Annotated in this window: 18 protein-coding genes; 11 read left to right on the top strand and 7 right to left on the bottom strand. The window is 70.5% G+C overall.

Annotated features, from left to right (window positions below; genetic code table 11):
• Nucleotides 1–10 precede the first annotated feature (10 nt).
• The 10 genes from JMJ55_RS01485 (at nucleotide 11) to JMJ55_RS01440 (ending at nucleotide 14,786) form a co-directional block, all read left to right on the top strand.
• Nucleotides 11–841, top strand: a complete 831-nt coding sequence (locus JMJ55_RS01485) for a universal stress protein (protein WP_202823711.1) — start codon at nucleotides 11–13, stop codon at nucleotides 839–841.
• Nucleotides 842–926: 85 nt separating this feature from the next.
• A complete protein-coding gene (locus JMJ55_RS01480; protein ID WP_202823710.1) occupies nucleotides 927–2,561 on the top strand; it encodes an alpha-D-glucose phosphate-specific phosphoglucomutase in 1,635 nt (544 codons plus the stop codon).
• A gap of 361 nt (nucleotides 2,562–2,922) precedes the next feature.
• Nucleotides 2,923–4,116, top strand: coding sequence for an efflux RND transporter periplasmic adaptor subunit (locus tag JMJ55_RS01475; RefSeq protein ID WP_202823709.1), 1,194 nt, complete (start codon nucleotides 2,923–2,925; stop codon nucleotides 4,114–4,116).
• Nucleotides 4,117–4,122: 6 nt separating this feature from the next.
• Nucleotides 4,123–7,320, top strand: a complete 3,198-nt coding sequence (locus JMJ55_RS01470) for an efflux RND transporter permease subunit (RefSeq protein ID WP_202823708.1) — start codon at nucleotides 4,123–4,125, stop codon at nucleotides 7,318–7,320.
• Entirely contained in the window at nucleotides 7,317–8,564 is a 1,248-nt protein-coding gene (locus tag JMJ55_RS01465) for a glycosyltransferase (RefSeq protein ID WP_202823707.1), read from the top strand. Before JMJ55_RS01470 ends, JMJ55_RS01465 begins: the two co-directional genes overlap by 4 nt.
• Nucleotides 8,565–8,641: 77 nt before the next feature.
• Nucleotides 8,642–10,975, top strand: a complete 2,334-nt coding sequence (locus tag JMJ55_RS01460) for a xanthine dehydrogenase family protein molybdopterin-binding subunit (RefSeq protein ID WP_202823706.1) — start codon at nucleotides 8,642–8,644, stop codon at nucleotides 10,973–10,975.
• 97 nt (nucleotides 10,976–11,072) lie between these two features.
• Nucleotides 11,073–11,606, top strand: coding sequence for an inorganic diphosphatase (ppa, locus tag JMJ55_RS01455; RefSeq protein WP_202823705.1), 534 nt, complete (start codon nucleotides 11,073–11,075; stop codon nucleotides 11,604–11,606).
• Complete coding sequence (locus JMJ55_RS01450) at nucleotides 11,603–12,322, top strand: PIG-L deacetylase family protein (protein WP_202823704.1); 720 nt, start codon at nucleotides 11,603–11,605, stop codon at nucleotides 12,320–12,322. Before ppa ends, JMJ55_RS01450 begins: the two co-directional genes overlap by 4 nt.
• Before the next feature lie 83 nt (nucleotides 12,323–12,405).
• Entirely contained in the window at nucleotides 12,406–13,596 is a 1,191-nt protein-coding gene (locus tag JMJ55_RS01445; protein WP_202823703.1) for a DUF445 domain-containing protein, read from the top strand.
• Between the two features lie 155 nt (nucleotides 13,597–13,751).
• The gene (locus JMJ55_RS01440; RefSeq protein ID WP_202823702.1) at nucleotides 13,752–14,786 is read left to right on the top strand and encodes an LLM class flavin-dependent oxidoreductase; all 1,035 of its coding nucleotides are present in this window, start codon (nucleotides 13,752–13,754) and stop codon (nucleotides 14,784–14,786) included.
• Here the strand turns inward: JMJ55_RS01440 and JMJ55_RS01435 are convergent.
• From JMJ55_RS01435 to JMJ55_RS01405, 7 genes are all read right to left on the bottom strand, one after another.
• Nucleotides 14,723–15,328: a hypothetical protein gene (locus JMJ55_RS01435; protein ID WP_202823701.1), complete on the bottom strand. Its 606-nt coding sequence runs from the start codon at nucleotides 15,326–15,328 to the stop codon at nucleotides 14,723–14,725. The genes JMJ55_RS01440 and JMJ55_RS01435 overlap by 64 nt on opposite strands.
• A 32-nt stretch (nucleotides 15,329–15,360) precedes the next feature.
• Complete coding sequence (locus JMJ55_RS01430; RefSeq protein WP_202823700.1) at nucleotides 15,361–15,711, bottom strand: hypothetical protein; 351 nt, start codon at nucleotides 15,709–15,711, stop codon at nucleotides 15,361–15,363.
• Between the two features lie 24 nt (nucleotides 15,712–15,735).
• Nucleotides 15,736–16,008, bottom strand: a complete 273-nt coding sequence (locus tag JMJ55_RS01425) for a hypothetical protein (RefSeq protein WP_236033379.1) — start codon at nucleotides 16,006–16,008, stop codon at nucleotides 15,736–15,738.
• A 97-nt stretch (nucleotides 16,009–16,105) separates the two neighbouring features.
• Nucleotides 16,106–16,537 carry an NfeD family protein gene (locus JMJ55_RS01420; protein ID WP_202823698.1) on the bottom strand — a complete coding sequence of 144 codons (432 nt, stop codon included), beginning with the start codon at nucleotides 16,535–16,537 and terminating at the stop codon, nucleotides 16,106–16,108.
• Nucleotides 16,522–17,478 carry an SPFH domain-containing protein gene (locus JMJ55_RS01415; protein ID WP_202823697.1) on the bottom strand — a complete coding sequence of 319 codons (957 nt, stop codon included), beginning with the start codon at nucleotides 17,476–17,478 and terminating at the stop codon, nucleotides 16,522–16,524. Before JMJ55_RS01415 ends, JMJ55_RS01420 begins: the two co-directional genes overlap by 16 nt.
• 27 nt (nucleotides 17,479–17,505) lie before the next feature.
• Complete coding sequence (locus JMJ55_RS01410; RefSeq protein ID WP_202823696.1) at nucleotides 17,506–19,509, bottom strand: DNA/RNA helicase domain-containing protein; 2,004 nt, start codon at nucleotides 19,507–19,509, stop codon at nucleotides 17,506–17,508.
• Nucleotides 19,506–20,381: a DMT family transporter gene (locus JMJ55_RS01405; protein WP_328702553.1), complete on the bottom strand. Its 876-nt coding sequence runs from the start codon at nucleotides 20,379–20,381 to the stop codon at nucleotides 19,506–19,508. Before JMJ55_RS01405 ends, JMJ55_RS01410 begins: the two co-directional genes overlap by 4 nt.
• 117 nt (nucleotides 20,382–20,498) lie before the next feature.
• Between JMJ55_RS01405 and JMJ55_RS01400 the strand changes: the two genes are divergently transcribed.
• A complete protein-coding gene (locus JMJ55_RS01400; protein WP_202823695.1) occupies nucleotides 20,499–22,079 on the top strand; it encodes an ABC transporter substrate-binding protein in 1,581 nt (526 codons plus the stop codon).
• The last annotated feature ends 32 nt before the right edge of the window (nucleotides 22,080–22,111 follow it).

The raw sequence follows: 22,111 nt of genomic DNA, 5'->3' as shown, positions 1-22,111 counted from the left end.
GCTGCGGCCCATGCTCCGCAGCATCCTGCTCGCCCTCGATGACACTCCTGGCGCCCTGGCGGCGCGGGCGATGGCGATTGCCCTCGCCCGCCGCACTGGCGCTGCCCTCACCGCCGCGGCGATCCTCGACCGGCCCCATACCCTCGGTGCGCGCGAAGCTGTGCCGGTCGGCGGCGCTGCCTTCGCCGCGCATCGCAATGCGGCGCTGGCCGCCCGGCTGGAGGCGGAGGCCGCCGCTGCCCTCGCCGCGGCGCGGGAGGCAGCCGGCGACCTGCCGATCGAGACCGTCACCCTGGAGGAGGCGCCCGAGCCTGCCCTGCTGCGAGCCGGGGTGCGGCACGACCTCATCATGCTGGGCCGCGACAGCACCCTCGGCCGGGAGGAGACGGAGGATGGCCTCGCCCCGGTGATCCCGGCCCTGCTGCGCGACGGCGCCCGGCCATTGCTGGTCGTCCCGCCTGGCCCCGCAGCCGCAGGGCCAGTGCTGGTCGGCTATGACGGCTCGCTGCCGGCGATGCGGGCGCTGCACTCCTTCGCCCTGCTCGGCCTCGGAGCGGGTGCGCCGGTGAAGCTGTTCTCGGCCGATCCGGATGCGGCGGAGGCGGCGCGGCTGGCGGCCGAGGGCGCCGCTCTTCTCCGCCGGCACGGGCTGGCGGTGGAGGAATGGGCCGTGGCCGGCGGGCATCCGGCCGAATTGCTGTTGGCCGAAGCCACCACGACCCATGCCCGGATGCTGGTCATGGGTGCCTTTGAGAATTCCGGGCTGCGCACCCTGCTGCTCGGCTCGGCGACGCGCATCCTGCTGCGCCGGGCACCCTGCCCGATCTTCGTGCAACACTGAGAGGCCCCCGGCCTCGTGGCTTGACGCGGCCGGAACGGCGCCCGAATCCCTCCCCGGACGTCCGCCCCCCTGCCGGAGACCGCGCATGAGCATCCGCATCGTGCCCACCCGCCCCTATGCCGACCAGAAGCCCGGCACTTCCGGCCTGCGCAAGAAGGTCGCGGTGTTCCGGCAGCCGCATTACGTCGAGAATTTCGTCCAGGCGATCCTCGATACCGTGGGCGAGCGGCTGCGCGGCGCCACGCTGGTGCTGGGCGGCGACGGGCGCTTCCTGAACCGCGAGGCGGCGGAGACGGTGATCCGCATCGCCGCGGCGAATGGCGTCGGCCGCATCCTGGTCGGCCAGGGCGGATTGCTCTCGACCCCCGCCGCCTCTGCCCTGATCCGATCGAGCGGCGCGGTCGGCGGCATCATCCTCTCGGCCAGCCATAATCCGGGCGGGCCGGAGGGTGATTTCGGCATCAAATACAACATGGCCAATGGCGGCCCGGCGCCCGAGGAGGTGACCGGTGCCATTTACCGCCGCGCCTCGGCACTGACCGGATACCGCATCATGGAGGAGGCGGCCCCGAATCTCGACCGGCTCGGTGAGACGCGGCTTGGCGAGGCACGGGTCGAGGTGGTCGACCCGGTCACCAACTACGCCGCGCTGATGGAGCAACTCGTCGATTTCGACCGGATCGCCGGCCTGTTCCGTGGCGGCTTCCGCATGCGCTTCGACGCGTTGAGCGCGGTGACCGGCCCCTATGCGCAGGAGATCCTGGAGCGCCGTCTCGGCGCCCCCGCCGGCACGGTGGTGAATGCGACGCCGCTGCCCGATTTCGGCGGCCACCACCCGGACCCCAACCCGGTCCATGCCGAGGCGCTGATGGCCGAGATGATGGGGCCCGATGCGCCCGATTTCGGCGCCGCCTCGGATGGCGATGGCGACCGCAACATGATTGTCGCACCCGGCCTTTTCGTGACGCCGAGCGACAGCTTGGCCATCCTCGCGGCGCAGGCGCATCGCGCCCCCGGCTATTCGCGGGGCCTCTCGGGCGTCGCCCGCTCCATGCCGACCAGCCGGGCGGTGGACCGGGTGGCGAAGCGCCTCGGCGTCCCCTGCTACGAAACGCCGACGGGCTGGAAATTCTTCGGCAACCTGCTGGATTCCGGCCGCATCACCCTCTGCGGCGAGGAAAGTGCCGGCACCGGCTCCGACCATGTGCGGGAGAAGGATGGGCTCTGGGCCGTGCTGCTCTGGCTCGACATCCTCGCCGCCACCGGCCAGCGCGCCGATGACCTGGTGCGGGCGCACTGGGCGGAATACGGCCGCGATTACTACACCCGCCACGACTATGAGGAGGTGGATGCCGCTGCCGCGCAGGGGCTGATGACCGCCCTGCGTGAGCGCCTCGCCACCCTCCCCGGCACCCGCTTCGGCGGGCTGACGGTGGAGGCGGCGGACGACTTCGCCTATGCCGATCCGGTCGATGGCTCGGTCACCGCGGCGCAGGGCGTGCGCATCCTGTTTGCCGAGGATGCGCGGGCGGTTTTCCGCCTCTCCGGCACCGGCACGGTCGGCGCCACGCTGCGGGTCTATCTCGAGCGCTTCGAGCCGGATCCGGCGCGCCATGCCCTGCCGGTGCAGGAGGTGCTGGCCCCGATCATCGCCGCCGCGCGCGAGATCGCCGGGATCGAGGCGCATACCGGCCGGGCGGAGCCCTCCGTCATTACCTGAGGGCGGCTCCTGGAACACCAGCTGGGCCAGGCGATGCAGGACGGACACAGACGAAGGCTGAGAGGCGGCGGGCGTCAGGATGGGTCGCGGCGTCTTGCAAGTGAGAATTCGAGGCAAAGACGAGCTGGTGACGACCTCACGCATTCCGGAGCGTCTCGAATTGTTGCATCGCTCACCGGTTTTTACAGAATGTAACTGCATTTTCGGCATTCGGACGGTCCCGGGCCTTCGAGCGGCGCCGGAAGCGGCGGCAGCCATCGCAGGCTTGCGAAACTTCGCGACATGGATATGTGCCAAAGCCGTCTGGTGCCGGGTTCCCCACCCTGGTATCGCGACGCGCCCCCCGATCCGGATTGCATCGATGCGCCTCCTGCCTGCGGCCCTCCTGCTCAGCCTGCTCGCCCTGCCGGCGGCAGCCCAGTTCGGTCCGCAGGGGCCGCCGGCGGTCGGCGTGATCCCGGCCGACCGCCAGCCGGTCACCGAGAGCACGGATTTCACCGGCCGGATCGAGGCGGTGAACCGCGTCGAGATCCGCGCCCGCGTCACCGGCTTCCTCCAGGAACGCGCCTTCACCGAGGGCCAGGAGGTGAAGGCGGGCGACGTGCTGTTCCGGATCGAGAAGCCGCCCTTCGAGGCGCAGCTGGAACAGGCGCGAGCCAATGTCGCCTCCGCCCAGGCGACGCTCGAGAATGCCCGCGTGGCCCTGGCCCGGGCGCGGGAGCTGCAACAGACCGGCGCCGGCACCCGCGTCGCACTCGACAACGCCCAGGCGCAGGAGCGCACGGCGAATGCCCAGCTGCTCGGCGCCCAGGCGGCGGTGCGGGTCGCGGAGATCAATCTCGGCTACACGGACATCCTATCGCCGATCGACGGCAAGATCGGCCGGGCCAGCCTGACGCCGGGCAATGTGGTGACGCCGACCCTGACCGATCCGCTGGCCGTGGTGGTCAGCCAGGATCCGATGCGCGTCGTCTTCACCGTCAGCTCCCGCGCCGCAAATGAGCTGCGCAACCGCTACGAAAGCCGTGGCGGGGCCAGTGCCGTGGTGATCCGCGTGCGGCTCAGCGACGGGCGCCCCTATCCTCAGGCCGGACGGATCGAGTTCATCGACACCCAGGTGGACCGCAACACCGACAGCATCCTGCTCCGTGCCCTCATCCCCAATCCGGTGCGCAGCGGCGTCCAGGCCGGCACGCCGGGCGACCGCGAGCTGATCGACGGGCAATTCGTCACCGTCGCGGTGGAGGGCAGCGAGCCGGTGCAGGCGATCGTCCTGCCCCGTGCCGCGGTCCTGCAGGACCAGGGCGGCAATTACGTCCTCGTCGTCGACAATGAGAAGAAGGCGCAGCGCCGCCCGGTCCGCCTCGGCCGGACCGTCCGCGACCAAGTGGTGATCGAGGACGGGTTGCAGGGCGGCGAGCAGGTGATCAGCGAGGGGTTGCAGCGGGTGCGGCCGGGCCAGGAGGTGAATGCCGCACCGGCCGGCGCCCCGCCCGCAGGGGCAAGGCCACCCGGCGCTCCAGCGGCCACGCCCGCCGGCGGCCGGCCGGGCTGATCCGCCATGATCTCCAGCGTCTTCGTCGACCGCCCCCGCCTGGCGATCGTTATCGCCATCGTCATCACGCTCGCGGGCCTGCTCGCCCTGCTGCGCATCCCGGTGGCCCAGTTCCCGGACATCGTGCCGCCCCAGGTCTCGGTGAACGCGACCTATCCGGGCGCCTCGGCCGCCGTCATCGAATCGACCGTCGCGCAGATCATCGAAAGCGCCGTCAACGGCGTCGAGAACATGATCTACATGCGCTCGAACAGCGCCAATGACGGCACCTATCAGCTCTCGGTCAGCTTCGCGCTCGGCTCGAACCCGGATATCAATACCGTCAACGTCAACAACCGCATCCAGGCGAATATCGCCCGATTGCCGCAGGAGGTGCAGCGGGCAGGCCTGATCGTGCGCAAGCAGTCCTCCTCGGTGCTGCAATTCATCGCGCTGACCTCGGCCAACCCGGACCACAACCCGCTCTTCCTGTCGAACTACCTCACCATCAACATGGTGGACCGGATGTCGCGGGTGCCGGGCGTCGGTCAGGTGAACATCTTCGGCGCGCAGAACTACTCGATGCGGGTCTGGTTCGAGATCGATCGGCTGACCAGCCTGAACCTGACGCCGCAGGACATCATCGACCAGATCCGCAGCCAGAACATCCAGGCCGCGGTCGGCCGCATCGGCGCCCAGCCGATCCCCGATACGCAGCAATTCCAGATGAACATCCAGACGCTCGGGCGGCTGATCACGCCGGAGCAGTTCAGCGACATCATCATCCGCGCCAATTCGGACGGATCGGTGCTGCGGGTGCGCGACGTGGCGCGGGTCGAGCTCGGCGCCCAGAGCATGGACACGGTCAGCCGGCTGAACGGCCAGCCGGCGGTGACGGTCGGCGTCTATCTTTCGCCGGGCGCCAATGCGGTGACCGTCTCCAACGCCATGAAGCGCACGCTGGAGGACATGGCGAGCCGCTTCCCCGAGGGGATGCGGCAGCAGGTGCTCTATGACAGCTCGACCTTCGTGGTGGATACGATCCAGGAGGTCATCCGGACCCTGCTCGAGGCCTTCGTCCTCGTCGTCATCGTGGTCTATCTCTTCCTCGGCTCGCTCCGCGCCACCATCATCCCGACCATCGCGGTGCCGGTCAGCCTGATCGGCGCCTTCGCCATCCTGCTGGCTATCGGCTACAGCGCGAATACCGTCTCCCTGCTCGCCATGGTGCTGGCCATCGGCATCGTCGTCGATGACGCGATCGTCGTGGTGGAGAACGTCGAGCGGGTGATGGAGGAGCATCCGGACTGGACGCCGTCGCAATCGGTGAAGCAGGCCATGGCCGAGATCACCGCGCCGATCATCGCCATCACCCTGGTGCTGCTCTCGGTCTTCGTCCCGATCGCCTTCATCCCGGGCCTGTCGGGCGTGCTGTTCCGGCAATTCGCGGTGACGATCTCGGCCGCTATGGTGATCTCGGCGCTGAACGCGCTGACCCTCTCGCCGGCGCTCTGCGTGCTGTTCCTGCGGCATACCGGGCCGAAGCGGGGGCCGATCAAATACGTCCTCCGCGGCATCGACAAGGTGCGGGACGGCTATGCGGCGGTGGTGCGGCGGCTGGTCCGCATCTCCATCCTCTCGCTCGCCCTCACCGCGGCGATCGCCTTCGGCATCTTCACCATCGGCTCGAAGACCCCGCAGGGCTTCCTGCCGCAGGAGGACCAGGGCACCTTCTTCGTCCAGGTCTCCCTGCCCCAGGCGGCCTCGCTGTCCCGCACGCGGGCGGCGGTGGAGCAGGTGGAAGACATCCTGCGCGGCATCCCGGCGGTCGAGAACATCCTGGCCATCGTCGGCTTCTCGCTGATCGACCAGGGCGCGCAGTCGAATTCCGCCTTCATGGTGGCGCGGCTGAAGCCCTTCGAGGACCGGACGAGCGCGGCGGATTCGGTCTTCGCCTCCATCGGCCGGGTCTTCCAGCAGGGCGCCGGGGTACGGACGGCGACCGTCGTCGCCTTCAACCTGCCGCCAATCATCGGCCTCGGCACCGGCGGCGGCTTCGAATACCAGCTCCAGGACCTCCAGGGGCGTGACCCGGCGGAACTGGGCAGCGCGATGCTCGGCCTCGTCGTCGCGGCCAACCAGGATCCCCGGCTGCAGCAGGTCTTCTCGACCTTCTCGGCGGCGACGCCTTCGCTCTTCCTCGATGTGGACCGGGACAAGGCCCAGGCGCTCGGCATCCCCATCTCCAACATCTTCTCGGCGCTGCAGGCGGCGCTGGGCGGGTTCTATGTCAACGACTTCAACCTGTTCGGCCGCACCTGGCAGGTGAATATCCAGGCCGAGGCGCAGGACCGCGACGACATCGACGACATCTGGCGCATCCGGGTCCGCAACACCCGCGGCGACATGGTGCCGCTGCGCGCCTTCGCCGATGTGCGGATCGTGGTCGGGCCGCAGACGATCAGTCGCTACAACAACTACCGCGCGGTGCTGGTCAATGGCGCGCCGAAGCCCGGCATTTCCTCGGGCGATGCGCTGAACGCCATGGAGGAGCTGTCGCGCCGCGTGCTGCCGGCGGGCTATGGCTATGAATGGACCGGCACCGCCTATCAGGAGAGGCTGGCGGCGGGACAGACCATCTATGTCGTCGCGCTGGCCATCCTCTTTGCCTACCTGTTCCTGGTCGCGCTCTATGAGAGCTGGACCATCCCGGTGCCGGTGCTGCTCTCGGTGGCGGTGGGTGGCCTCGGCTCCTTCCTCGCCATCCAGTTCTCGGGGCTCAGCCTCGATGTCTATGCGCAGATCGGCCTCGTCGTGCTGATCGCGCTGGCGGCGAAGAACGGCATCCTCATCATCGAATTCGCGAAGGATGCCCGGGAACGCGGCATGCCGATCCGCGACGCGGCGATCGAGGGCTCCCGCCTCCGGTTCCGCGCGGTGATGATGACCTCGATCGCCTTCGTCCTCGGCCTGGTGCCACTGGTGACGGCGACGGGCGCGGCCATGCTGTCCCGCCGCGCGGTCGGCACGCCGGTTTTCGGCGGAATGCTGGCGGCCTCCATCATCGGCATCTTCATGATCCCGATGCTCTACGTGGTCTTCCAGGCCACACGTGAGAAGGTGAAGGGCTGGATGGGCATCCGCCCGGTGGAGGCGCATGCCTCGGTCGGTCCCGGCCAGTCGCCGCATCCGGCGCCGGACAAGACGGACAGCACCCGGTCTTGAGCCGGATCCTTCTCGCCACCACTGGCTCGCTGGGGGATCTCTTCCCCTATCTGGCGGTGGCGGCGGGGCTGCAAGGCCGGGGCCATCGGGTGGTGATCGCCACCGCGGATGGCTACCGCGAGAGGGTGGAGGCGGCCGGACTCGGCTTCGCCCCCATGCATCCGCATATGCCGGAGGGCGAGCCGGACCCCGCCCTGTTCGCCCAGGCCATGGACCCGCGCGGCGGGCCCGAATTCGTCTGGCGCAAGCTGGTGGCCGAGCCGATCCGCGAGGCCCATGCCGACCTACTCGCGGCCTCCGAGGGCATGGACCTGATCCTCGCAAGCCCGGTCGCCGCCGCGGCACCGATGGTCGCCGAGCAGCGGGGCATCCCCTGGGCCCCGGCCTATCTCCAACCCCTCACCCTCTTCTCCGCCGAGGATCCCGGCATTCCGGCGGGCTATGCCTGGCTCGGTCGGATGGATTGGCTGCGGCGACTGCTCGGCCCGGTGATGCGGCGCACGGCGCGGCGGATCGTGCGCGGCTGGTCGCGCGAGGTCACGGCCTTCCGGGCGGAACTCGGCCTCGCCTTCGCCCGCGACCCGATCCTGAACGCGGCGCAGCCGCCGGCCTTCTCCCTGGCGCTGTTCTCGCCGCTGCTGGCGCAGGTTGAGCCGGAGCCGACCGGCTTCCCCTTCTGGGACGAGCCGGCGCCGATGCCGCGGGCGCTGGCACGCTTCCTCGCCGCCGGCCCGCCGCCGCTGGTCTTCACCCTCGGCTCCGCGGCGGTCCATGCCCCGGGACGCTTCTTCGCCGCGAGTCTGGCGGCGGCGCAGCAGCTCGGCCAACGGGCGGTGCTTCTGACTGGGACGGCACGGAGCCGGGAGGCGCTGGGGCCACTGCCCGAGACCGTGCTGGCGATGGATTACCTGCCGCATGCGGCGCTCTTCCCCGCCGCCTCCGTCATCATCCACCAGGGCGGGATCGGCACCGCCGCCCAGGCCATGCGGGCCGGGCGGCCGATGCTGGTGGTGCCCTTCAGCCATGACCAGCCGGATAATGCGGCGCGGCTGGCCCGGCTCGGCATCGCCGGCATCCTGCCGGCCCCGCGCTACCGGGCGGACCGCGCCGCCCGCGCCCTCGCTCCTCTGCTGCGGGAGGAGGGCTTCGCCGCCCGTGCCGGCGCCATCGGCCTTGCGGTCCGGGCGGAGGACGGGGTCGGCGCCGCCTGCGATGCAGTGGAGGCCAACCTGCGCCGCGGGTGATTTCCAGACCACCCCCCCTTCCCGTCCCCCCCTTCCTCCGCAGATGATACGGCAGACATCCCAGGGAGGGTTTCCCCATGGCCAAATTCGGGCTGAGCCAGCCGGTGCGACGGATCGAGGATCCGCGCCTCCTGATCGGCGGCGGACGCTATACCGACGACATCGTGATGCAGGGCGTCGCCCATGGGGTGGTGCTGCGCAGCCCGCATGCGGCGGCGACGATCCTCTCGATCGACACCGCGCCGGCGCTGGCCGTGCCGGGCGTGCTTGCCGTCATCACCGGCAAGGACTGGGAAGCCGAGGGCCTCGGCGAGATTCCCTGCGTCATCCCGTTGAAGAACAAGGACGGCAGCAGCCGCGCCGATACCCCGCGCGGCGCCCTGGCCACCGATCGGGTGCGCCATGTCGGCGACCCCGTCGCCTTCGTCGTTGCCGAGACGCCGAAGGCGGCCCGGGACGGCGCCGAAGCGGTGATGGTGGAATACGATGTGCTGCCGGCCGCGACCGATCTCGCCACCGCGCATCAGCCCGGCGCGCCGCTGGTCTGGGACAACATCCCGAACAACATCGTCTTCGACTGGGAGACGGGCGACAAGGCGAAGGCCGAGGCGCTGGTCGGCCAAGCGGCCCATGTGACGCGGCTGACTGTGGTGAACAACCGCGTGATCGTGAACAGCATGGAAGTGCGCGCCGCGACCGCGGAATACGACTCGGCAAACGAGAAGTTCACCCTGTTCTGCGGCACCCAGGGTTCCTGGCTGGTGAAGAACCTGCTGGCCGAGACCGTCTTCAAGCTGCCGCCGGAGAAGTTCCGGGTGGTGACGCCGGATGTCGGTGGCGGCTTCGGCATGAAGCTCTATCTCTATGCCGAATATGCGCTGGTCTGCATGGCGGCGCGGCGGCTCGGCCGGCCGGTGAAATGGACCAGCGAACGGACCGAGGCCTTCCTGTCCGACACCCAGGGCCGCGACAACATCACCGAGGCAGAGCTGGCGCTCGACAAAGAGGGCAAGTTCCTGGCGCTGCGCACCACCAACTATGCTGGGATGGGCGCTTATCTCTCAACCTTCGCGCCGATGATCCCGACCGGTGCGGGCACCAAGGTCCTGGCCAGCGTCTACAATTTCCAGGCGATCCACGCGAACGTCATCGGCGTCCTGACCAACACCGTGCCGGTCGATGCCTATCGCGGCGCCGGGCGGCCCGAGAGCAATTACGTGGTCGAGCGGCTGATCGACGCCGCGGCGCGGGAGACGGGCATCGACCGCATCGAACTGCGTCGGCGCAACATGGTGCCGCCGAGCGCCATGCCCTATATCACCGCGGTCGGCCAGCGCTATGACAGCGGCGATTTCGCCGCGGTGCTGGAAGCGGCGCTGAAGAATGCCGACTGGTCTGGCTTCGCCGCACGCCGCGCAGCCTCGGAGGCCAAGGGCAAGCGGCGCGGAATCGGTCTCGCCTATTACCTCGAGGCGACGGGCGGCGGGCCGACGGAGCGGGCCGAGGTGCGCTTTGCCGCCGATGGCATGGTGGATGTCCTGGTCGGCACCCAGAGCACCGGCCAGGGGCATGAGACGGCCTATGCCATGCTGACCAGCCATGAGCTCGGCATCCCGATGGAGAAGATCCGCATCGTCCAGGGCGATTCGGACGAGATCCCAACCGGCGGCGGCACCGGCGGCGCGCGCAGCCTCTATTCCGAAGGCCAGGCGATCCTGCTGACCGCCGCCACGGTCATCGAGAAGGGCAAGCAGGCCGCCTCCGAGCATCTGGAAGCCTCTGTCGCCGATATCGAGTTCACGACCACGGGCGGCCGCTTCTCGGTGGTCGGCACGGATCGCGGGGTCGACATCCTCTCGCTGGCCAATATCCAGCGGGAGCGGGCGGCGCGGGGCGAATCCGCCACGCTGCTGGACGCGGCCGAGGTCGCCGAGATCAAGTCCCACACCTTCCCCAATGGCTGCCATGTCGCCGAGGTGGAGGTCGATCCGGATACCGGCCTGATCGAGGTGCCGCGCTATGTGGTGGTGGATGATGTCGGGCATGCGATCAACCCGATGATCGTCCGCGGCCAGGTGCATGGCGGCGTCGCCCAGGGCATCGGCCAGGCGGTGCATGAGAAGACCGCCTACGACCCCGAAAGCGGCCAGCTCCTCTCCGCCTCCTTCATGGACTATGCCGTGCCGCGGGCCGAGGACCTGCCGGATATCGAGGTCGAGTTCCTCTCCGTCCCCTGCGAGACCAACCCGCTCGGGGTGAAGGGGGCCGGCGAGGCAGGGGCGGTCGGCTCGCCGCCGGCGCTGATGAATGCGCTGGTCGATGCGCTCTCGACCATGGGCGTGACCCATGTGGACATGCCCGCGACCCCGGAGAGCGTCTGGAAGGCGATCGCCATGGCGAAGGCCGCCTGAGCGGCCTCACGCCGGACGGATTGGCCCCCAGGGGCCGGTCAAGGTAAAGGAAAGGGACCCGGCCCAGATTGGGGCCCTTTCCGGAGATCACTCGCCCATGCGTCTCGACGCCATCGCCATCGGCAAGAACCCACCCGAAGACATCAATGTGGTGGTGGAGGTCGCGATCGGCGGCGAGCCCATCAAATACGAGATGGACAAGGAAGCGGGCACGCTGGTCGTGGACCGCTTCCTCTACACGCCGATGCGGTATCCGGGGAATTACGGCTTCGTTCCGCATACCCTCAGCGACGACGGCGACCCGATCGACGTGCTGATCGCCAATACCCGTCCGATCGTCCCCGGCGCGGTGATCAATGTCCGGCCGGTCGGCGTCCTCAAGATGGAGGACGATGGCGGCGTCGATGAGAAGATCATCGCCGTCCCCTCGACCAAGCTGACCCGGCGCTACGAGAAGGTCGCCAACTACTCCGACCTGCCGCAGATCACCCTCGACCAGATCAAGCACTTCTTCGAGCACTACAAGGATCTCGAGCCCGGCAAATGGGTGAAGATCACCGGCTGGGGTGACGCGGCCGAAGCCAAGCAGCTGATCCTGGAAGCGATCGAGCGGGCCAAGACGGCGAAATGAGTGCCGGCACCGCCCTGGTCGTCAGCGCGCATTCGGCGGATTTCGTCTGGCGCGCCGGCGGTGCCATCGCGCTGCATGCCGATCGCGGCATGCAGGTGACGGTTGTCTGCCTCTCCTTCGGGGAGAGGGGCGAGAGCGCCAAGCTCTGGCGCCAGCCGGACATGACGCTGGAGCGGGTGAAGACCGAGCGCCAGGGCGAGGCGGAGCGGGCCGCCGCCGCCCTCGGCGTGCACGACTTGCAATTCTGGGATCTCGGCGACTATCCGCTGACCCTCTCGCAGGACAGCCTGTTCCGCTTGGCGGCGCTCTACCGCGCCATCCGGCCGCGCTTCGTGCTGACGCACAGCAAGGACGACCCCTACAACCACGACCATCCGGCGACGACCGACTTCGCCCAGCATGCCAGGATCATCGCCCAGGCCCATGGGCATGAGCCGGGGGTGCCGGTGATCGCAGCCCCGCCGGTCTTCCTGTTCGAGCCGCATCAGCCGGAACAATGCGGTTGGAAGCCGGACATGCTGCTCGACATCACCCCGGTCTGGGAGCGGAAGCTGGCCGCCATCCGCTGCATGGCCGGGCAGGAGCATCTGTGGGAATATTACACCCGCGTCGCCCTGCAGCGCGGGGCCCAGACCGCGCGAAATTCCGAGAAGCCCATCACCTATGGGGAGGGCTTCCAATCCGTCTTCCCGCATGTGGTGGAGAGCCTAGCCTGACCCTGCCGCCCACCGACCCCGAAGCCCCGCTCCGCCGGGCGCTCGCGCGCCAGCGCGCCATCGCCACCGGCCTGCTGTTGCTGATGGCGGGGCTGCTGCTGCTCGGCTTCTGGCTGCCGCCGGGCTATTGGACCGATCTGTTGCAGGCGGCGGCCAAGGCAGGCGTCGTGGGCGGCATCGCCGACTGGTTCGCGGTGACGGCGCTGTTCCGCCGCCCGCTCGGCCTGCCGATCCCGCATACCGCCATCATCCCCCGGCAAAAGGAAAGGCTGGGCCAGGGCCTCGGCCGCTTCGTCGCCAACCATGTCTTCACCGAAGCCGAGATCCGGCGGGTGCTGGGCCGGCTCGACCTCGCCGGCATCCTGCGCGGCTTCATGGCCGACCCTCAGGCGGCGCGCCCGGCGGCGGAGGCAATGGCCGCCACCCTGCCCCGGTTGCTGGCGAGCCTCGAGGACGGGCGCGCGAAGCGGCTGCTCGGCCGGCTGCTGCCGCGCATGGCGGGCGGGCCGGGGACGGCGCGCATCCTGGCCCGGGCGCTCCGGGCGCTGGTCGCCGGCGGCAAGCATCATGAGGTCTTCGACCTCGCCATCGCCCAGCTCCGCGTCATCCTCTCCAGCAAGGAGGAGCAGCTCCGCGGCGCGATCGAGGCGCGCGTCAGGGTGGAAGGTGGGGCGCTGGTCGGCTGGCTGGCCGGCGCCGCGGTCGCCCGCCGCATCCTCTCGACCGTGAATGCCGAGCTGGCGAAGATGGAGCCCTCGGACAGCGACCTGCGCGCCGCCTTCGAGGCCTGGCTGAAGAGTGAGATCGACCGGCTGGAGACCGACCCGGAACGCGCCGCGGCGGTCGGCCGGGCCCTGCGGCAGGCTGTCGCCCACCCCACCGTCGCCGCCTGGATCGAGGATATCTGGGGCCGGCTGAAAGCGGCGCTGGTCGCCGATGCCGGCAATCCCTCCGGCCGGACGGTGGCGCTGCTGGAAGGCGCCTTCGCCAATGCCGGCACCCTGCTGGAACAGGACAGCGTGGCGCGGGAGAGGCTGAACCGCGCGGTGGAAGCCCTGCTGGTCCGGCTGATGCCGACCGCCCGGGCCCGGCTGGCGGATTTCATCGCCCAGGTGGTGGCGGGCTGGGACACCGCTCAGGTCACCGAAAAGATCGAGCTGCGGGTCGGGCGCGACCTGCAATATGTCCGGATGAACGGCACCCTGGTCGGCTTCCTGGTCGGCGGCGCCCTCTTCGCCTTGCTGACGGCGGCCTTCGGTCAGGTTGCGTTCTGAATTGTGCAAGTAAGCCTGCCGTGATGTGCACCGCCCATGCCGTGCCGCTGCTGCATCGGGACCGGGATTTCGCGGCGATGGCGGCGCATTGCGGGCTGCGGGTCCAGCCGGCCTGACCCCTTCCGCCCCGGCCGGAGCGGGGCCAGACTGGCGGCATGACGCTTCGCCTCGGCATCCTCGATCAATCGACCATCGCCTCCGGCCGCGGGGCCGACGCGGCGATCCGCGAGACGCTGGCCCTGGCACGGCTGGCCGATGAGTGGGGCTTCGGTCGCTATTGGCTGGCCGAGCACCATAACAGCCAGTCTCATGCCGGCTCGGCGCCGGAGATGCTGGTCGCCGCCATTGCCGCCACCACGCAGCGCATCCGGGTCGGCACCGCCGGCGTCATGCTGCCGCACTACTCGGCGCTGAAGGTCGTCGAGCAGTTCAAGGTCGCGGAGGCGATCGCGCCGGGCCGGATCGATCTCGGCCTCGGCCGGGCGCCAGGCAGCGATGGGCGCACCGCCTTCGCGCTGAACCCGAATGCCAACGAGGCCGCCGACCGCTTTCCCAACCAGGTCGTGGACCTGCTGGGCTGGCTGGGCGATGGCCTGCCGGAAGGCCACCCCTTCCGCGCCGTCGCCGCCAGCCCGCAGGTGCCGACCCGGCCTGAGGTCTGGATTCTCGGCTCCAGCGATTACGGCGCCCAGCTCGCCGCCTATCTCGGCCTGCCCTACTGCTTCGCGCATTTCATTTCCGACCGCGGGTCGGAACAGGTGACGGCGCTCTACCGCGATGGCTTCCGGCCGCAGCCGGGGCGGCTCGCCGCGCCGCATTGCGCCCTCGGCGTTTTCGCCCTGACGGCCGAAACCGAGGCGGAGGCTTGGCGGCTCTACAAGTCGCGCGAGCTCTGGCGGCTGTTCCGCGATACCGGCCGCTTCCCACCCCTGCCGAGCGTGGCGGAGGCGGAGGCCTACCCCTATTCCGAGGCCGAGCGGGCGCATCTGGACCGGATTCGCGCCCGGGCCATTGTCGGCGCGCCGGAACAGGTGAAGGCGAAGCTGGAGGCGCTGGCCGCGGCGCATGGGGCGCAGGAAGTGGCCGTCCTCACCCCCTGCCACGATCCAGAGGCGCGGCAGCGTAGCTACCGGCTGCTGGCCGAGGCCTTCGGGCTCAAGCCGGTCCCCGCCCCGCTCGCCGCCGCATAGCGCCAGGCGATCCCGGCCAGCGGCAGGGCCAGCACCGGCAGGACCAGGCCCTGCGCCTCGGCGAAGCCGGTGCCGAAGCGGCGCGACAGGGCCAGCACCGCGGCCAGCAGGACAAGATTGACCAGCAGGTGCAGCAGGAGGGCAAGCGCGAAGCCGGGCGCGAGCCTGCCCCGCCGCCGTGCCACGGCCCCAGCCAGGCCGCCCAACGCCGCATGCAGCACCACGGCGCCCAGGGCACCGGCCAGTAGGGGGCCGATCGGCGCGGGCGGCGGATGGACCAGGCGCAGCATCGCCTCGCAAAGGCCGAAACTGGCGCCGAGCGAGGCCCAGCCCAGCAGGCCGCCAGCGAGCCGCAGCATCAGCAGCTTCGCCGCCTCGGACATAACCGGGACCAGCAGGCCGAGCCAGAGCATGCCCGCGACCCGCGCCGGCAAGCCGAGCGCCGGCAAGGCCAAGGAAGCCACACCGCTGCCGAGAAAGGCCAGACCATAGGCCGCCATGCCACCGAGCATGGGCCGCCAGAGCCATGCGAGTGCCGCCATGGCGGGGAGCCTAGCAGTAATCCGTAACGATCTCACCCATGCCCGGAGGGGAAATCGCGGCTGCGACTGAGATGCCGGTGGCGATGCGGACGCCGATGGCGCCACCAGTCGAGCACTGGTCCGACCGCAACCAAGGGCGTCGCCGCGAGCATCGCCAAGGCTAAGCCAGCCGCCCAGAGCCGGGCACCCAGGACGAAGCAGAGCACGCAAAGCCCGGCCAGTGCGCCAGTCACCATCGCGCCGAGCGCGGTCCAGGCCAGAACCTGCCGATGACGCGGGCCGAGCCATTCGGGGTCGGTGCCGGTATCGGTCCGAGGAATGCCGTCGCGGCCCACTTCGTAAAGCCGCGCATGATCGATCTGGAAGGGCCGCTGTTCAGCCATGCTGGCCCGTCCCCGGGCCGGCGCTCAGCGCCGGATGACGACGAAGCGGACCGGGCCCGCCCCACCAGCACGGCGCAGCCGCCGCAACCGCCACCAGAAGGAGACGAAGGCGATCAGCCCAGCGCCGAGCACCACCGGCAGCAGCAGCCCGACGAAGACCAGGGCCAGCGCCACCAGCACCAGCCCGCCCCCGGCGAGCGTGACCAGCAGCGCCAGCCCGCCGACGCGCCCCAGCGCCCGGTCGAGCCAGGTTCGGCGCGGCGGGGGCGGGTCCCGAAATTGTCCATCCGCCGTCATGTCCAGCACGGGCGGGGACGGGTCCCGGCCAGGCGGGCCGGGGCGCCGAAAAGGGTCCATAGGGCAGATGTTGCCCGTCCGCCCGCCCGGTTCAAGTCTATTCGGGCCGGACAATGAGGGTGGTGCCGTCCACCCCCTCCACCCGCACCTTCAGCGCGACATCCGGCACCTTGATGTCGCGCGGCAGCCGCGCCTGCCATTCGGAATCGCCGATGCGGACGCGGAGCCCGGGCCCCGCCGCCTCGCCCAGCGGCAGCAGCAGCCCGCTGCGCCCGACGAGACCCGATCCGGGCGTATTGAGCCGCGACGCGGGCGCCGGCCGGCGCAGCCGGAGCGCCAGCCAGATGCCGCCGCCGAGCAGGGCCAGGAAGACCATGCTCGCCATCTCGAAGGAGGGCGTGGAGAGCAGCAGCAACAACCCTGTCCCGATGGCGGCGATGCCGATCCAGAGCAGGAAGATGCCCGGCAGCGCCAGCTCGGCCAGCAGCAGCAGCAGGCCGGCGAGGACCCAGATCAGCCCCGGCTCCACGGACTGGCCCCCGTTGGTGCGGCGCCTGCCGGCGGCGGGTTCTGCCGCAGCAGCTCCATCGCCTGGGTGATGCCGCCGGCCATGGCAGAGGCCTCCATCGGCACCACCACCAGCTTGCTGCTGGGGTTGGCCGCCAGCGCCTCGAAGGCCTTCACATATTTGTCGGCAATGAAGTAGCGCAGCGCATCACCGCCCGCCCCGGCCGCCGCGGCGGCGACCATCTGGGTTGCCTTCGCCTCAGCCTCGGCCAGGCGCTCGCGGGCCTCGGCATCGCGCATCGCTGCCTGTTGCCGCCCCTCCGCCTGGAGGACGAGGGCCTGCTTCTCGCCCTCGGCGCGCTGGATGGCCGCCGCCCGGTCGCCCTCGGCCTTCATCACCGTGGCCCGGCGCTCGCGCTCGGCGGTCATCTGCAGGTTCATGGCGCGGACCAAGTTCTCCGGCGGCTCCACCTTGCGCAGTTCGACGCGGCTGACCTTCACGCCCCAGGGATCAGTCGCACCATCGAGGATGCCGAGCAGGGAGGAGTTGATCCTCTCGCGCGAGGAAAGGGTGGCGTCGAGGTCCATCTCGCCGATGACGGCGCGGATATTGGTCATGGCCAGCGCATTCAGCGCCTGCTGCAGGTTCTGCACCTGATAGGCGGCCTTCGCCGGGTCCATCACCCGGTAATAGACGATGCCGTCCACAACCACCGTCGCATTGTCCTTGGTGATGACGGATTGCTCGGGGATGTCGAGCACCACCTCCTGGACGTTCAGCTTGTGACCGACGGCGTCGATGAAGGGGATGAGGAAGTTCAGCCCCGGCTGCAGCAGCCGGGTGAAGGCGCCGAAGCGCTCGACGGTCCAGACCTGGCCCTGGGGCACGGTGCGGATGCCGCGGGCGGCGGTGACGATCGCCAGCAGCAACAGGGCGATGAGGACGATCTGGGTGCCGGTCATCCGGGGGCTCCGCGGGGAAGGGCCAGATTATAGCAGCCCTGGAAGGAGTTGGGGCGCCGGTCGAGGTTGCGGCGCCAGCGGCCGAGCGCCGCAGGCGAGGAGGTGCTCGGCGATGGCATCCATCTCGGCGGCTGGCCGGGTCGCATCCGCGAAGGGATCATCGGCCGGGGAGCCGCGCGGGACCCAGAGGATCGTCTCGTAGCGGGCGCGGGTCAGCAGCACGCGATAGGTGTTGCGGATGAAAACGCGCTCCTCGGCGCCCCGCACCTGCTGCCAGCCGGTGCCGGCAAAGCGGCGGGCCTGCCAGCCCCCGGCGGCGCGGATGAAATCGCCGCCCCAGGCAAGGCCGACGACATCAAGCTCCAGCCCTTGGCAGTCATATTCGGTGGCGAAGGTCTCGAGCGCCTCGGAGCTGCGGATATCCGGCCAGCGGTTCAGGAACCACTCGGCCACATCCGGCACCTGCACGCCGAGCCCCTCGGCCCGCAACCGCCGCGCCCCGGCCGAGGCAACGAGGCCGGCACGGCGCAGCCCGCGGCAGAAGCCGCGCAGCCCAGCGCGGAGCGCGGCGAGGTCGCGGGTGACGAAGAAGGGCACGCCACCCGCCGCCTCGGCGATGCGCTGGGCCTCGGCCGCATCGCCGCGCAGCAGCGCATCGACCCAGGGCGCGCCGGCGGCATCGCGCACGCTGCGCATGGGCACGGTCAGGTCGAGATCTTTGTCGATGCCGAGCCAGGGCGGCTCGCCCTCGGCCAGGCGCTGCGCTGGCTCCACGGAGGCCAGCACCCGAGGAGCGGCAACCGCGCGCCAGCGCGGATCGGCGGCGATGACGCGGCCCCATTCGGCGAGGCCCGCCTCGCCGGTATTGATCTCCTGCCCCTGCCCGATCAGCGCGATGATGACCGACCAATCCTCATGGCGGGCCATGATCTCCAGCGCATGCGCCGGCTCGCTGGTGGTGAGGTGGCTGCGGCGGCGGAGACTGCCCTTGGTCGCCTGTGCCGCATCCCAGGCGCGCTGCGCCTCGTCGAAGACGATGATGCGGGCTTCCGGAACATGCTCCGGCTGGAGGACATGCGCCTCGAGGAATTGGTGAACGTTCTGCAGCGCCGTGACGGCGCGGCGATGCGCCAGGGCGCGGGCCTGGCCGCCCGCCGGGGCGGCATCGCGCGCCAGCGCCTCGCGCAGCACCGTCACCAGCGGCGCATTGCCGGTGAGGAAGGCAGCGCCGTCCTCGCGCAGCGCGCCGAAGACGATGTTGAGGCCGCAGAGCGTCTTGCCGGCGCCCGGGATGCCGGTGACGAAGACGACGCAATGCCCGCCCTCCTGCCGCGCCGCCGCGATCGCGCGGGCGATCGCCGCCGTGGTGCGGGTGAGGTTCGCCGCATCGGCCCGGGCGGCGGCCAGGTCGGCGACCGAATTGCGCCGATAGAGCAGCGTTGCCGCCTCCAGCACGGTCGGCACCGGACGATAGGGCGCCATCTCCCAGGCGGCGGGGTGGAGCGGTTCGGCCGGTGGACCGATCGCCGCCTGGGTGGCGGCCAGCAGCGGGCCGAGGCTCTGCGCATTGGCGCGCAGCACCGGGGCGACGCCGTGCCAGAGCAGCGGGAAGTCTACCTGTGGCTCCGGCGCCTCGGTCGCCACCAGCACGGGAATGACGGAATGGCGGCGGCTGCCGGCATGGAAGTCGTGCAGGTCGAGCGCGTAATCCTCCGCCTGACGGAGATCGGCCGCCTCGAAGCGCCGTGCGCCCTGCTTGAACTCCAGCACCAGAATGGCGCGGTCGGTCAGCAGCACCGCGTCGACGCGCTTTTCCAGCCGCAGCAGGTCGAATTCGAAGAGTAGGCGCCAGGCAGGATCGGCCCCGGCCAGGGCGGCGTGCAGGATGCCGGCCGCGGCTTCCCAGGCCTGACGCTGCGCAAGTTCCAGGGTGGCGAAGCGCCCGGCCTGGGCATAGGCGAGGCGCGCGGCCACCTCCGCCGGGGTCAGCGCCGCGAATTCAGCGATGGAGAGGGAGAGCCAGGCCCTCATCCCCGCCCCCTCCCCGGCCAGGTCGCCAGCAGCAGGCTCGCCCCCATCAGCAGGAAGCCCAGCCCGTGCACCGGCGTGAACTGCTCCCCCAGCACCACCACCGCAACCACCGCGGCGCTGGCCGGCAGCAGGGTGGTGAAGATGCCCGCGGTGCCGGCCGGCACCTGCCGCAGCCCGGCATACCAGAGCAGCAGGCAGAGCACGCTCGCGGTCAGGCTGTGGAAGACCAGCAACCCGGCGAGCCGCGGCTCGGCCAGCGCTGCCGCGGCACCCACCCAGGGCAGGGAAAGCGGCACCAGCAGCGCCGCGCTGAAAGCCTGCATCCAGAAGCTCGCCGTCACCACGGGCACCTGACCCGCGAGGCGCTTGGCGAGGAGCACATAGGCCGCCTCCCCCATCACCCCGCCAAAGACCAGCAGATTGCCGAGCGCATGCCCGCCGCCCCCGGCGCCGAGCCGCGCGATGGTGATGACCGCCATGCCGACCACCGCCAGCGCGGCCGCGGCCCATTGCCGGGCCCCCAGCCTCTCCCGCAGCCAGAGCGCGCTGCCGAATGCCACCACCGCCGGGAGCGTCGCCAGGACGAGGCCACCTTCCAGCGCCGTGGTCAGCCGCAGCCCGGCCAGCAGCCCGGCATTGTAGAGGACGGTGCCGAACAGCGCCTGCAAACCCAGGTTCCGCAGCGCGGCGGGCCGCGGCCGGACGCGCCCCTCCATCACCCGCGCCAGCGGCCAGAGCACCAGGCAGGCGAGGAGGCAGCGCAGGCAGGCGATCATCGGGATTGGCAGCGCCTCGGCCAGCAGCTTGGCCACGCCGACATTGGCGCCGACCAGCACCATCGCGCCGGCGAGCTGGGCATAGGCAAGCAGCACCGGCGGCGATCCCCCTCCCCCCCGCCTCATAGCATGCCGCTTGCGCGCCGCATCCTGGGCTGCTTCCTTCGCCGGTGGAGACGCCGGTCCGCCAACCCCCGCCGGGAGAGACCGATCATGCTGAGACGCACCCTGCTCACAGGGGCCGCCACCGCCGCCCTGGCTCGCCCTGCCCTGGCGCAGCCCGCCACCGCGCGCGTTCTGCGCTTCGTGCCGCAGTCCGACCTGACCGTGCTCGACCCGGTTTTCACCACCGCCTACGTCACGCGCTTCCACGCGATGATGATCTACGACCAGCTCTACGGCCTCGACAGCAAGCTGCGGCCGCAGCCGCAGATGGTCGAGGGCCATGTTGTGGAGCAGGACGGGCTGTTCTGGCGCTTCACCCTGCGCGAGGGCCTGCGCTTCCATGACGGCGAGCCGGTGCGCGGGCGGGATTGCGTCGCCTCGATCAAGCGCTGGGCGCAGCGCGACGCGCTCGGCCAGGCGTTGATGGCCCGCGTGGCCGAAATGGCGGCGCCGGAGGATCGGGTCTTCACCATCCGCCTCAACAAGCGCTTCGGCCCGATGCTGGAGACGCTGGCGAAGGTCGGGCCCTCCGCCCTCTTCGTCATGCCGGAGCGCATCGCCAGCGTCGATGCCAACACGCAGATCCGCGAGACCATCGGCTCCGGCCCCTTCCGCTTCAAGGCGGATGAGCGGATCGTCGGCGCGCGCGTCGTCTATGAGCGCAACCCGGACTACAAGCCGCGCGAGGGCGGGACGACGGACTGGGGCGCGGGGCCGAAGCAGGTCTTCTTCGACCGCGTCGAGTGGGCGGTGATGCCGGACCCGGCGACGGCCGCCGCCGCCCTGCAGAACGGCGAGGTGGATTGGTGGGAGAACCCGCCGAACGACCTGCTGCCGTTGCTCCGCCGCTCCCGCGACGTGATGATGAAGAGGAGCAACCCGCTCGGCACCTTCGGCACCGGCATTTTCAACACGCTGCACCCGCCCTTCGACAAGCCGGCGGTGCGCCGCGCCATCCTCCGCGCCATGTCGCAGGCCGACTACATGACGGCGACGGCGGGGGCCGACCCCTCGCTCTGGAAGGCGGGCATCGGCGTCTTTACCCCCGGCACGCCGCTGGCGACCGAGGCGGGGCTGGAGGCGATCACCGGGCCGCGCGACATCGAGCGCTCCCGCCGGGAGCTGCGCGACGCCGGCTACAATGGCGAGACGGTGGTGGTGATGAGCCCGAGCGACCAGCCGACGCTGACCGCGCTCGGCGAGGTCGGGCAGGACCTGCTGAAGCGCCTCGGCATGAAAGTCGATTTCCGCGTCTCGGACTGGGGCACGCTGGTGCAGCGCCGCTCCAGCAAGGAGCCGCCCGAGAAGGGTGGGTGGAGCATGTTCCACACCACCTGGAACGGCATCGATGGCATCAACCCTGGCGTCATGACCTATCTGCGGGCCAATGGGCAGAGTGCCTGGTTCGGCTGGCCGGACGTGCCGAAGCTGGAGGCGCTGCGCCTCTCCTGGTTCGACGCGCCCGACCTCGCCGCGCAGCAGAAGATCGCCGCCGAGATCCAGCAGGTGGTCTTCGACGAGGCACCCTATCTGCCGCTCGGCCAGTATTTCGCCTCGACCGCCTGGCGGAAGACGATCACGGAGCCGATTTCGGAGGTGGTGTCCTTCTGGGGTGTGAAGCGGGCCTGACCGGCGCTCGACCCGGCGACGCGGCGATGGGG

The sequence above is a fragment of the Belnapia mucosa genome (assembly GCF_016775475.1).
Classification (GTDB): Bacteria; Pseudomonadota; Alphaproteobacteria; order Acetobacterales; family Acetobacteraceae; genus Belnapia; species Belnapia mucosa.
The sequence above is the reverse complement of the archived record's forward strand: the minus strand, read 5'-3'. Positions and strand labels throughout refer to the sequence as shown.